At 37.2% G+C, this 12,465-nt stretch carries 11 protein-coding genes; 6 read left to right on the forward strand and 5 right to left on the reverse strand.

The genetic code is table 11. The features are described 5' to 3' along the window. Positions 1-31: 31 nt before the first annotated feature. Together ACWATA_RS21750 and ACWATA_RS21755 are read right to left on the reverse strand one after the other, a co-directional pair. Positions 32-2,050, reverse strand: a complete 2,019-nt coding sequence (locus tag ACWATA_RS21750; protein WP_165635923.1) for a methyl-accepting chemotaxis protein — start codon at positions 2,048-2,050, stop codon at positions 32-34. 141 nt (positions 2,051-2,191) lie between these two features. Continuing rightward, the gene (locus tag ACWATA_RS21755) at positions 2,192-3,067 is read right to left on the reverse strand and encodes a cation diffusion facilitator family transporter (protein WP_165635924.1); all 876 of its coding nucleotides are present in this window, start codon (positions 3,065-3,067) and stop codon (positions 2,192-2,194) included. Between the two features lie 332 nt (positions 3,068-3,399). On the opposite strand from ACWATA_RS21755, the gene ACWATA_RS21760 reads away from it, so the two are divergent. Further along, positions 3,400-4,356, forward strand: a complete 957-nt coding sequence (locus ACWATA_RS21760) for an L-lactate dehydrogenase (protein ID WP_013081626.1) — start codon at positions 3,400-3,402, stop codon at positions 4,354-4,356. Between the two features lie 62 nt (positions 4,357-4,418). After that, a complete protein-coding gene (locus ACWATA_RS21765; protein WP_033580673.1) occupies positions 4,419-5,999 on the forward strand; it encodes a lactate permease LctP family transporter in 1,581 nt (526 codons plus the stop codon). Between the two features lie 97 nt (positions 6,000-6,096). Here the strand turns inward: ACWATA_RS21765 and ACWATA_RS21770 are convergent, their stop codons facing one another. Continuing rightward, entirely contained in the window at positions 6,097-7,089 is a 993-nt protein-coding gene (locus ACWATA_RS21770) for a zinc-binding dehydrogenase (RefSeq protein WP_154974264.1), read from the reverse strand. Positions 7,090-7,502: 413 nt separating this feature from the next. On the opposite strand from ACWATA_RS21770, the gene ACWATA_RS21775 reads away from it, so the two are divergent. Then, complete coding sequence (locus tag ACWATA_RS21775) at positions 7,503-8,033, forward strand: DL-endopeptidase inhibitor IseA (protein ID WP_033580675.1); 531 nt, start codon at positions 7,503-7,505, stop codon at positions 8,031-8,033. A gap of 340 nt (positions 8,034-8,373) precedes the next feature. Here the strand turns inward: ACWATA_RS21775 and ACWATA_RS21780 are convergent, their stop codons facing one another. Next, positions 8,374-8,643, reverse strand: a complete 270-nt coding sequence (locus tag ACWATA_RS21780) for a hypothetical protein (protein WP_028414328.1) — start codon at positions 8,641-8,643, stop codon at positions 8,374-8,376. A gap of 127 nt (positions 8,644-8,770) precedes the next feature. Here ACWATA_RS21780 and ACWATA_RS21785 point away from each other — a divergent pair, with 127 nt between their 5' ends. Then, positions 8,771-9,913: an AI-2E family transporter gene (locus tag ACWATA_RS21785; protein WP_013081622.1), complete on the forward strand. Its 1,143-nt coding sequence runs from the start codon at positions 8,771-8,773 to the stop codon at positions 9,911-9,913. Between the two features lie 35 nt (positions 9,914-9,948). Here the strand turns inward: ACWATA_RS21785 and ACWATA_RS21790 are convergent, their stop codons facing one another. Then, on the reverse strand, positions 9,949-10,344 hold the full coding sequence (locus ACWATA_RS21790; protein ID WP_028414329.1) for an SET domain-containing protein: 396 nt from the start codon (positions 10,342-10,344) through the stop codon (positions 9,949-9,951). 335 nt (positions 10,345-10,679) lie between these two features. Between ACWATA_RS21790 and rarD the strand changes: the two genes are divergently transcribed. Together rarD and ACWATA_RS21800 are read left to right on the forward strand one after the other, a co-directional pair. Next, a complete protein-coding gene (rarD, locus tag ACWATA_RS21795) occupies positions 10,680-11,600 on the forward strand; it encodes an EamA family transporter RarD (protein WP_328141198.1) in 921 nt (306 codons plus the stop codon). Positions 11,601-11,662: 62 nt separating this feature from the next. Continuing rightward, complete coding sequence (locus tag ACWATA_RS21800) at positions 11,663-12,433, forward strand: TatD family hydrolase (RefSeq protein ID WP_328141199.1); 771 nt, start codon at positions 11,663-11,665, stop codon at positions 12,431-12,433. Positions 12,434-12,465: the final 32 nt, after the last annotated feature.

Here is a 12,465-nt window from a genome sequence, read left to right on the forward strand (position 1 = left end):
AAGAGCGCCAATATGTTATTGGCGCTCTTTTTTATTTAATTTTAAATTGACGAATCAAGTTCGCCAATTCTTCACTAATCTCTTGCAAATGTTCAGCCGATTGAGAAACAGTAGAAATAGCTCTAATTTGTTCTTCTGTAGAAGCCGTAATTTCTTCCGTTCCTGCTGCTGATTGCTGTGCAATAGCTGCTATACTTTGAATGGCCGCTACCACGTCTTCCTTATGCTCATCAATGCTGTCCATGCTGCTTGTTACATGTTCGACAGCCGCTGCCACCTGCTCAATGGTAGTAGCAATTTCACGAAAAGCTTGTTCTGTGTCTCCTACCACAAAGTCTTGAGATTTTGAAAGTTCTTCTGTCCGGTTGCATTCTTCACGAGCAGCCGCGACTTCCCCTTGAATCGCTGCAATCGTGTGGCGAACTTGTTCAGTAGCCTGAGAGGACTGTTCAGCAAGTTTTCGTACCTCTTCAGCTACTACCGCAAATCCTTTGCCATGTTCTCCTGCACGAGCTGCTTCAATACTAGCATTTAGTGCAAGTAAATTTGTCTGATCTGAAATGCTATTAATTGTAAAAATAATAGATTCAATTTCTTTCATCTTACTTGTTAACTCTTCCATTACCGTTTGAACACCGTGAATCGTCTGAGATGATTCGGTAGTTTGGTTGCGAAGCAGCTGCATTTGTTTTAAGCCTTTTTCATTGATGGTTACAGCTTCAATCGTCATTTTATTAATCTGGGCGTTTTGTTCAATGACTTCTTCAATTTGTGAAGATAAACTCATCGTTTTGTGATTAGTAGAGTCAGCGTCAGAAGCCTGCTGCGTGGCGCCGCTGGCAATCTCATGGATAGCCCGGCCAATTTCTTCACTGGATGCAGTTGCTTCTTCAGATACAGCACTCAAGTCTTCAACAGACGTTTTTACTGTCTCAACAGACGTCTGAACCGTGCCAATCAATGTTTTCATTTTAGCTACCATATCGTTAAATAAATGAGTAAGTTCACCAATTTCATCTTTTGACTTCGTCTGAACCTGAACTGTTAAATCGCCAGCTGTTACTTTGGCTACTTCGTTTTTCAAGCGGCGAATCGGATTCGTAATGATTCTTGAGAAAAAGATGGTTAACACCACTGATAATAAGATGCCAATTAACGCAATCCAGACAATCACATTCAGTAAATGATGAGCGCTTGAGAGCATTTCATTATAAATAAAGGCGTTTCCTATCTTCCAATTTGTTCCTTCGAGAGTATCATATGCCATCACTCTCTCTTCACCTTGAAAGGTATACTTCATGAAATCTTTATTCCGGTCTGCTTCGTACATTTTTTTCATAAATGGCTGATTCATTAAATTTTTTCCAGCTTCTGTTGGATGAACGAGCGCTGTGCCATTTTGATCAAATAAAAATGCATATCCACCGTGATTTACTTCTGCTTTACCTACAATGTTTTTTAATGCATCTAAGTCTAAATCAGTAGCTATAACGCCCAGCACATTTTTAGTATCTGGATCTAAAATAGCCTTTGCAATCGTCACAACCGTCTTTTTCGTTGCTGCATCTTCATATGGATCCGTGTAAACAACCTCTTCAGGTGATTCTACTGCTTGTTTGTACCACACCCTGGAAGTCGGATCATAGTTTGAACCAAACTCTTGCTTGGGAACAGAATACATTCCCTTATTTTTAGTGCCTATGTATTCAAGTGCCAGGTTTGGATATTTTTCTTTAAACTGCGTAAACTCTTTTTGAACCGTATTCCATGTAAAATACGGATTTTTCTCTTGGTTTGTTTGATTTCCTTCCTGCTTAACAAAATTAACGATTACATCATTTTCACTATACGTCAGCAAAGAACGACTATACATGTCTAAGTACGTATGAATCGTTTCTTTTAACTCTTTCACTTGACTTTGAGACTGAATCTCTACATCTTTTTCTATTTGTGTTTTGGTAAATTGATAAACAGCCCCTGAAACAACTAATAATAAAATAGCTATAAAAATACTAAAAAATACTACGAGCTTTGCACTTAACCTCTTCATTCCCTCACCCTTCTACAAAAATCTTTATATTACTAATAACGGCTTTTCATTTTCATTTTTGAAGAAGTTTTTGTGATTTATTTCAAATTTCTCCAAAAATAAAACCAGCCCATCCTTTCATAACGAAAGAACGTGCTGGTTTTATTTTTGCTTTTCGTATGCATCAGGTTCAATATGAACAAGCGTATCTTTAATCTGATGCTCATCGTTCATCATATGTTCAATTTGATCAGCAATTTCATGGCTTTTAATAACATTTAAATGGGGATCTACTTTAACAGTTACATCAATCACGACTTGATTACCAAGCTTGCGCGCTTTCACATCTTCTACTTCTTTTACACCTTCTACAAGCCCAATGCTTTCTTTGTAGTGCCCTAACTTTTCTTCATCAAATCCGTCCGTTAAGGAGTGAGCCGCTTCTTTAAAAATCTCGATGGCTGTTTTACAAATAATAATTCCCACAGCAAAAGCAGCTACCACGTCCAGCCAGGGCAGGCCGAATTGTGAGCCGAAAATTCCCACAACAGCCCCTATACTCACAAGTGCATCAGACAAATTATCTTTAGCAACCGCATATAAAGACTGGCTATCAAGTTTTTTAGCAATCTTAATATTATACCGGTAGACACCCCCCATAACAGCAGCCGCTCCAAGACCTACCCAAGCAGCCAGTAAATTAGGCGCTTCAGATTTGTCCATAAATAATGACTGACCCGCGTCGACCAATACTTCTAGTCCGATGACCATCATGATAAAAGAAGCAATAAGTGAAGAGATATGTTCCGCTCTGGAATGTCCATAGGGATGATCATTATCGCGAGGTTTTTTAGAGATTTTTAAGCCGACTAAGACGGCAATTGATGCAATAATATCTGTAACATTATTAAGACCGTCGGCTTTTAAAGCAGAGGAAGCGGTGACACCCGCAATAATAAGTTTACATGCTGATAAAAAGATATATGATAAGATACTAACCCAAGCGCCTTTTTGGGCTTGCTCATAGTAGTTCTCCATCCCTTCCACTCCTTTATTCAAAATAAGCAAACTTAGTGTAACAAATGGATTTCGTGTGGGTCTATAGAAACATTATTGGCTGTTAACATACAAATAGAGAATGTTAAACTCTTTAGCTTTCTGCAAAACAAGTTGCCTTTACTCAACACTTTAAACGTTTAAGATCTTTCTAAATGTGGCACTTCATGTAGAAGAACCCTTTTTTAAATCGCCCTGTAAAATTGTTTACTATTTTTTTAAGGGTGTGATTTTTATCACAGCCGAGGGTATTTATTCTTGTTACACTAACATTGTGAAAAACATCACAAAATAAAATTCAAAGGATGATACAAATGAAAACACAATTTACACCAAAGACACGAAAAGTTGCCGTTATCGGAACTGGTTTTGTTGGCTCAAGCTACGCTTTTTCAATGGTCAATCAAGGTATTGCCAATGAATTAGTGTTAATCGATATGAACAAAGAAAAAGCAGAAGGCGAAGCACGCGATATCAATCATGGAATGCCATTTGCCACACCGATGAAAATCTGGGCTGGAGATTATAAAGACTGCGCTGATGCTGATTTAGTAGTTATTACAGCGGGCGCTAATCAAGCTCCAGGGGAAACGCGCTTAGATCTAGTTGAAAAAAACGTTAAAATTTTTGAATGCATTGTAAAAGATATTATGAACAGCGGATTTGACGGCATCATTTTAGTGGCAACAAATCCAGTTGATATTCTCGCACACGTTACACAAAAAGTATCAGGATTACCAAACGAACGAGTAATTGGTTCAGGAACGATTCTTGACACAGCTCGCTTCCGCTACTTGTTAAGCGACTATTTCGAAGTAGATTCTCGCAACGTCCACGCTTATATTATGGGGGAACATGGAGATACGGAATTTCCTGTTTGGAGCCACGCGCAAATTGGCGGTGTGAAGCTCGAACATTTTATCAATACTGCTGCTATTGAAAAAGAGCCGGATATGCAGCATCTATTCGAACAAACACGCGATGCGGCTTACCATATTATTAATCGAAAAGGAGCGACTTATTACGGAATTGCGATGGGACTTGTACGCATAACCAAGGCTATTTTAGATGATGAAAATTCTATTTTAACGGTATCTGCTTTATTAGAAGGACAATACGGTATTTCTGATGTGTATATCGGCGTGCCGGCTATCATTAATAAAAACGGCGTGCGCCAAATTATTGAATTGAATTTAACTCCTCACGAACAGCAGCAGCTCGAGCACTCTGCTAGCATTCTTAAGCAAACTCGCGACAGAGCTTTTGTGTAACATCAAAAGATTTTTGCGGGGGACTCCCCCGCTCCCTTGTTTTAAATATGTAGTAGAGGTGTATGAATATGACGTGGACTCAAGTATATAATCCGTTAAATAATATTTGGCTTTCTGCACTAATTGCACTCATCCCCATCATCTTTTTCTTTATTGCTTTAACTCTTTTGAAATTAAAAGGACACATTGCTGCTGGTATTACGGTACTTCTTTCTATGATTATTGCTATTTATTTTTATGATATGCCTGCCTCAATGGTCTTAGGAGCCACAGGCTATGGGTTTTTGTATGCACTTTGGCCCATCAGCTATATTATTATCGGCGCGGTGTTCTTATACAAGCTAACTGTCAAAAGCGGACAGTTTACTACCATTAGGCAATCTATTATTTCAATAACCGATGACCCCCGCTTGCAAATGCTGCTTGTTGCTTTTTCCTTTAATGCTTTTTTAGAAGGAGCAGCAGGATTTGGAGCTCCAATTGCCATTACAGCAGCGCTTCTAGTTGGACTTGGATTCAAACCGTTAAAAGCAGCGGCGCTATGCTTAATTGCTAATACAGCTTCAGGAGCTTTTGGCGCCATGGGGATTCCTGTCATTGTCGCAGGACAAGTATCTGGCATTGATCCAAAAGAAATTGCTCATTTTCTTGGCACGCAGCTTCCGATTATTTCTTTTCTTATCCCTTTTTTACTTGTCTTTATTATGGATGGGATAAAAGGATTAAAAGACGTATGGAAAGCAACGAGCATCACAGCCATTTCCTATGCACTGACGCAGTATTTAACTGTTACATACATCGGCCCTGAACTTCCAAATATCACATCTTCTATTGTGAGTTTGCTTGCTCTTGCTTTTTATATTAAAAGAACAAGCCCGGCAGCAGCTAAAAGCTTCAGCCTGTCACCAAAACAAATTTTAAAGGCTTGGTCTCCTTTTATTCTATTAACGATACTCGTTACGGCTTGGAGCATTTCTTTTGTCAAAACGGCGCTTGAACATCTGAACCTGCTTATTAACGTCCCATTTTTACACAATCACGTAATTAAAGCAGCGCCTTTAGTAAAAGATCCTACGCCTTACGCTGCTGTCTTAAAAATAGACTTATTTGCAGCAACAGGTACGGCAATTCTTATCGCTTGTATCCTTTCAGTTTTCTTGCTTAACGTATCGGCAAAAGTGGCATGGACCACTCTTTTGGAAACCGTAAAAGAACTATCAAGACCTATTATGACGATTATGATGGTCATTGCTTTTGCTTTTATTTCAAATTATTCAGGACAGTCCTCTACACTTGGATTGGCACTCGCTACATCAGCTGCTTATTTTCCATTTTTATCTCCATTTCTTGGCTGGATTGGCGTATTTCTAACGGGGTCTGTCGTATCGAATAATGCGCTGTTCGGCAACTTGCAGCTAACTACTGCTCAGCAAATTAATGTCTTGCCAATTATTCTCGTAGCGGCTAATACTGCCGGCGGCGTGATGGCTAAAATGCTTTCTCCTCAATCAATTGCTGTCGCTGCTGGAGCAGTAGGTTTAGCCGGAAAAGAGGGTGAACTGTTTAAATACACGCTCAAATACAGCATGGGATTTTTGATACTAGGAGGATTTGTTACCTTTTTATTGGCTTGGTGGTTATGATAAAAAACTGCTAAAAATCCTGTTATTACCTTGTTTCTTTCATTTAAACAAACGTTTGATTATATAAAAAAGTCCCCAGTTAGCGCCGGGGATTTTTTTATTCTGAAATAAGTAAACCTATATTGCCAAATTGTTTTCCTTTATCTAATCGTTCGCAAGCTGCAGCTGCCTCTGACAGCGGATAGAATCTATCGACGATTGGTTTAATTTGATGTTTCTCTATAAAATCCATCATGTCCACAAATTCTTCCTGACTTCCCATAGATGTGCCAAGTATATTGAATTGAGGATAAAAAATAGTTCTTAGAGGCAATTCAACTTCATTTCCAGAACTCGCACCAAAATTAACAATTCTTCCATTTGGCTTTAGTATTTCAAAATACGTCGGAAATAAAGCTGCCCCCACACTATCAAGTATGATATCTACTTTTCTATCGTTGATTTCTTCTTTTAGGTTACTTCCACTGTCTAATGCATAATCAGCTCCGTACTCTAGGGCTTGCTTTCTTTTTTCATCACTTCTAGAAGTAACCGTTACGTCAGCTCCGATAGCTTTTGCGAATAACAAGCCATAAGTCGCGACTCCGCTCCCTATACCAGGAATAAGTAGATGTTCTCCTTTTTTTAACTGCCCTTTTGTAAAGAGAGCTCTATACGCAGTTAAAGCTGATAATGAAAGAACTCCCGCTTGTTTCCAAGATAGATAAGGCGGCTTTTGCACAACATTATCCGCTTTTATGATTACATACTCTGCAAACGTTCCATTCGATGGACCACCTAAAATTTTAGGCGTAAACGGAATGTCCTCTATACGATCCCACTCCAGACTTGGATTAATGATCACTTCTATTCCAATTTTTAAACCTTTTACGCCTTCTCCCACTTCTTCTATAATACCTGCACCGTCTGAACCGGGAATAAACGGCTTATCTCCTTTGCCTCGATTATTCATAACAAATAAATCTCTCCGGTTTAAACCTGCTGTTTTTAACCTTACTTTTACTTCTCCTCTTTCAGGGGGCATCTCCTGAAGATCTCTGTAATTCATGCCTGCTATACCGCTTTTCTCACTATGTATAATGACTTTCATGATTTCGCCTCCTCTTAATCTACTCTACTAAAAAGCTCAAAACCGCAAAAGAAATATGCCCAAAAAAAGGAAAAAAACTTTTAAAATCGCTTTTTCACCGTTTTATCTTTATTTTTCTGTATCCTAAAAGTATTCAGCTTCTTTTATTACAGTTTTGTTACAAAAAAGATTATTTGTAACAAAACGAATATAAAATAGAAAAATCGGTTTAAAAATCCTAATAAATCAACATTTATCCGCAATTTATTTACTATATCTACTTCAGAAACTAGTAAAAATCTAAAAAAATTTAAGAAAAAAAGACAAAACACTTTCTTTTATTACAGATTTATTGTAATATAAATGTAACAAAAGAAATATAAAACACATAATCGTTACATAAATAAGGTTAATTAATTAGGAGTGAGTTAGAAATGAAAAAAATTGGACTAGTTTTATCATCAATCGCTATTTTCTTTACACTAAGCACTGGAGTTACAGCACAAACAACATCTTCAACACTAACGGATGCAAATGCTGTCAAAATTGCAGCTAGTGCCAGCAATCATTTCTGGAGTGCTCTGCACGGTTATAAAAACAAACCATGTACAGAACGTACATTTGAATATAAAGGAACTGAGTACGTGTACCTTTGCCCTGAATTTGATACAAAAGCTGAGCTATCAAGCTACTTATCTGAGACATTTACAAATAGTGCAGTAGAAAAAGGATTAACAAATTACGGCTATATCACATATAACGGCAAACTTGCACATCCAATCGGCGACGGATTCAGCATGTTAGAGTGGTCAAAAGCAAAAACAAAGCTTGTGTATCAAACAGCAACAGTTCGCTCTTATGAATTCACAGTTCCAACTGTAGATGGCGGCAGTGTAAAACGAACTGTCACATTCTATAAATCTAATTCTCAGTGGAAAGTAAATAAATTTGACGCTGTTCAATAATAAAAAAAGCAGGCCTGCTTGAGCAGACCTGCTTTTTTCTTTTTGATCGATAACATAAATAAAACTTCTACTTACAGCGCTCTAATAGCTGTAAATAGAAGTTGAGATCACAAGTTTAAGTAAATCAAATTTTGTCGAATCCTGTAGAAACATTGATAAGTTACGTTTTATATTACAGGCTAAATTGCTTGTTGTCAACATGATTTAACAAAAAGATACATCGACATATACTAAACATATCAAAGACTTTTTGATATCGCAGTTGGCAGACATTATTCTATACATATATCAATGCAAGCAAGAAAGAAGCGCTCTTCATTTCCCATTAAAAATAAAAACATTAGCTTGGATTTTGTTCATGTTCCTTTGGGTTATCATGTACAGGGTGCGCCCCTGGGAATAACCTTTGAGCTTTTTCATGAAGGTTTTTGTTTTCATAATTAAATGCGCTATACGTTCGCTGCCCTTCTTCCCATGAAGTAGATTTCCCCAGTTTTTGATTAACCGGAGAGCCGAAGGGACCGTCTGGAAATTCTTCAGCGGTTATATACTCGTGGCTTTTTTCTACTGTAGAGAAATCACGATACGAGGGCTGTTTGTCTTCTTTCAATGATTTCACCCCTTCTTTCTAGAAGATTTTCTACTAGTATGCACACTTCTTTGTAAAAAACCCTCTTAAATTAGTCTAAATCAGGGTATGATAACTATACATTTACTTTTTAAAGGAGTTGAACAGCTTGGAACCTAGACCTCAGAAAGGAACTTTTTTCCGAGAAAAAATCTTAAATAATAAATTTGTTGTATATACAATTATTATTTTTATTCTCAGCATGACTATTTTTTCATTATCAAAAATCGGATTTATTTTAATTCCTATCTCTATTTTTATTAAAACAATCGCACTGCCGATTATCTTAGCAGGAATTTGCTTTTATTTATTTAATCCGCTTGTTGACTTTTTAGAACGAAAAGGTGTAAAACGAATTATTTCCATTCTTGTTTTATACATAGTGATTATCGGCGCATTAGCCATTATTATTTCATCGGTTATCCCGCCTCTAAAAAATCAAGTTGACCGTCTTATTGATAATATCCCAGAGCTGACGCATGACGTTCAGCATGCGGTGACGAATCTTTCGAATAACCGATATGTCGAACAGGGTCTTCAGTCGGCTAACACGGACCTAGATAAGATTTCAAAAGATGCATCAAAACACTTGAGCAAATATGTTTCTGGATTTTCAAGCGGTATTGTGAACTTTGTCGGTACCATTACAGAAATTATATTATCGGTTGCCGTTTTACCCTTTATTCTTTTCTACTTATTAAAAGATGGGAAAAACTTACCTAATTACATTGTAAAACTGCTTCCAAACCGCTCTCGTTCTGAAGCTAAATTCATTTTAGCCGACATGAACCACGCATTAAGCGCATATATTCGCGGGCAAATTTTTGTTGCGATTTGTATAGGTGTACTGCTTTTCATTGGCTATCTGATTATTGGGTTAGATTATGCATTACTTCTAGCGATTATCGCCATGGTAACCAATGTTGTCCCTTACCTTGGTCCTATTATCGCCATTATTCCAGCCATTATTATTGCGTTTATTACGTCTCCTTTCATGCTTGTAAAACTGGCCATTGTCTGGGCAGTTGTTCAATTGCTTGAAGGCAAAGTAATCTCTCCGCAAATTATGGGAAGAAGCCTGGATATTCACCCGATTACGGTCATTTTTGTCATTCTAACCGCCGGAAACTTATTCGGAATCATCGGTATTATTTTAGCCGTTCCTGGATATGCCGTTTTAAAAGTTATTATTACGCATATTTACCAATTCATCCGTTTGAACTCTACTATGTATCCAGATAAAAAAGCATAATAAAAAGCCCATCGATTTTCGATGGGCTTAACTTTTTACTTTTGTTCTTCTTCATCTTCACGATCAAACCAAAGGAGCTCTTGATCATCTTCATCTCCATTATAGTTGATGAGAATTTCTTCTCCTGCTTGGATATCCGTATATGCATAAAAATCAAAGGTATGATTGTCAAAATTAATTTCATACGTAGCATTGGGTGTATACGAGTGATTAAACAGCATACCGTATCCCAAAAGAATAGCCGTATGATTCACTCCATATTCAAAAGCATAATCCGCTAGTGTTGTTTTCTCAATAAAATCATGCTCTTTATTAGGATAAGCGATAACAGGAGCTTCGTGAATAAGCGTTCCTTTTTTAATATCTTGCTTAGCAAATACACCTCTGTTAAATTCTCCGTCGCTTATCGTAGACATTTTTATTTCGATCATATTCGTCACCTATATATTCTTTCCTCTAAGATTTTCTTCTTCCCTAAGCTTGACAGTTTATAATGGGGAAATCAACTGTTTTTCATAACCACTTGAATATAAGCTGAAGGAACGCTTATCATACGCACTTGTGTAAGCACTTACCTTGTTAGAAACACGCAATTTGATTTTATTTTAGACATAGAAAAGCAATGACCTGGCGCATAGCGCTTTTTTGAGCCATTCAACATGTGAAGAATCGTTTTTCTCTGTGATATAATCGTTTATGCTGCTTTTTTATGTTAATCTATGACTTTTATTACTGATTTTATCTTATGTTAGAAAGAAGGTTTCACATGAACTTAAATCACGACAGAGATGGTGTGATATATGCGGTCCTTGCTTATCTTATGTGGGGGCTCACGCCAATTTATTGGAAGCTGGTTCACCACGTAGCACCAGGTGAGATTTTAGCTCAGCGCGTTTTTTGGTCTTTTATTTTTATGCTTATTCTTTTATTAATGACAAAGAAATGGCGTACATACATTACGTTTATAAAAGAAATAGTGAAAAAACCATCCTTATTCTGGTCCCTTTTTACTGCGTCTGTACTTATTAGTGCAAATTGGGGCATTTTTATGTGGGCTGTCATTAATGGAAAAATAGTAGAAGCGAGCCTTGGACAATATATTAATCCCCTAACAAGTGTTTTATTAGGTGTTATTTTCTTAAAAGAGAGATTAAGCGGGGCTCAAATTTTTGCATTTATACTAGCAGGAATCGGCGTCTTAACGCTTAGTCTTCATTATGGTGTGGTTCCTTGGATTTCGCTTAGCTTAGCTGTTACCTTCGGATTATATGGTTTGGCAAAGAAAAAGATTAAAGCTGATTCAACGATTGGATTAACTCTTGAAACGATGGTCATCTCCCCTATTGCATTAGCATACATAGGCTACCTTACATTTCAATCACACTTGCAGTTTTTTGATTCTTTTTCAACAAGTCTTTTATTAATGGGCAGTGGAGTAGTTACAGCTTTACCACTCCTATTATTCACAAAAAGTGCTAAAAAAGTATCATTATCAATGCTTGGTATTCTTCAATATATTTCACCAACCTTGTCTTTGCTAGCAGGAGTCATTCTATACCATGAATCGCTAACAAAAGCTCATGTTATTGCTTTTAGTTTTATTTGGTTAGCTCTTATTGTTTATACGTTCTCATCTATTACTAAATGGGGGAACAGAAAACAAATAAGAAATAAAGTGGAGGCTTAACAGAATCATACACTCTCTTACGTATTATTTTTAAACAAAATAGGCTGGGAGGAGCATTATTTATGAAACGCATTATTGACTCGCATATTCATCTAGATCAATATGAACAGAAAAGCTGGAAAGACATAGTTGAGCAGGATCCTTCGTTACAAGCGCTTATTTCTGTATCTTCTACATTACACTCTTGCCAACTTAATCAAAAAATCAGCAAGTTATATTCCTGCGTGAAACCTGCCTACGGATTTCACCCTGAACAAATGCTGCCTTCTTCAAATGAATTAGCGGAGCTGTTTGCCTGGATTGATCAAAACAATGAAGAAATGATCGCTGTTGGGGAGGTTGGTCTACCTTATTACTTAAGTCAGACCTATACTCTTTCTCTAGAGCCCTATTTGGAGCTGCTTGAAGCTTTTATTATTCATTCAAAAAAATGGGGGAAACCGTTAATTCTTCACGCTGTATATGAAGATGCTGAGATCGTGTGCGACTTACTAGAAAAACATTCTGTGCCTAAAGCTCACTTCCACTGGTTCAAAGGAGCTAAAAAAACCGTTGAACGAATGAAAAACAACGGCTACTATATTTCCGTTACACCTGATATTGTATATAAACCTAAAATCCAAGCGCTTGCCACAGATTACCCTCTTGACTACTTGATGGTCGAAACAGATGGTCCGTGGCCATTTGAAGGACATTTTCAAAACCAGACAACGGTTCCATCAATGATGCATCAGTCCGTTCAGGAAATAGCACGTCTCAAAAGGGTTTCTGTAACGGAGACATATGATTTTTTATATCGAAATACAGCTCATTTTTATAATCTCTCCACATAAAAAGCCTTTCCCTAAGGAAAGGCTTTTTATAT

It is taken from the genome of Priestia sp. USM5, assembly GCF_058323215.1.

Excerpts from the sequence above, each read along its gene's own strand:
- ACWATA_RS21750 (WP_165635923.1), bottom strand. The coding sequence starts at position 2,050 with ATGAAGAGGTTAAGTGCAAAGCTCGTAGTATTTTTTAGTATTTTTATA.
- ACWATA_RS21755 (WP_165635924.1), bottom strand. The coding sequence starts at position 3,067 with ATGGAGAACTACTATGAGCAAGCCCAAAAAGGCGCTTGGGTTAGTATC.
- ACWATA_RS21760 (WP_013081626.1), top strand. The coding sequence starts at position 3,400 with ATGAAAACACAATTTACACCAAAGACACGAAAAGTTGCCGTTATCGGA.
- ACWATA_RS21765 (WP_033580673.1), top strand. The coding sequence starts at position 4,419 with ATGAATATGACGTGGACTCAAGTATATAATCCGTTAAATAATATTTGG.
- ACWATA_RS21770 (WP_154974264.1), bottom strand. The coding sequence starts at position 7,089 with ATGAAAGTCATTATACATAGTGAGAAAAGCGGTATAGCAGGCATGAAT.
- ACWATA_RS21775 (WP_033580675.1), top strand. The coding sequence starts at position 7,503 with ATGAAAAAAATTGGACTAGTTTTATCATCAATCGCTATTTTCTTTACA.
- ACWATA_RS21790 (WP_028414329.1), bottom strand. The coding sequence starts at position 10,344 with ATGATCGAAATAAAAATGTCTACGATAAGCGACGGAGAATTTAACAGA.
- rarD (WP_328141198.1), top strand. The coding sequence starts at position 10,680 with ATGAACTTAAATCACGACAGAGATGGTGTGATATATGCGGTCCTTGCT.
- ACWATA_RS21800 (WP_328141199.1), top strand. The coding sequence starts at position 11,663 with ATGAAACGCATTATTGACTCGCATATTCATCTAGATCAATATGAACAG.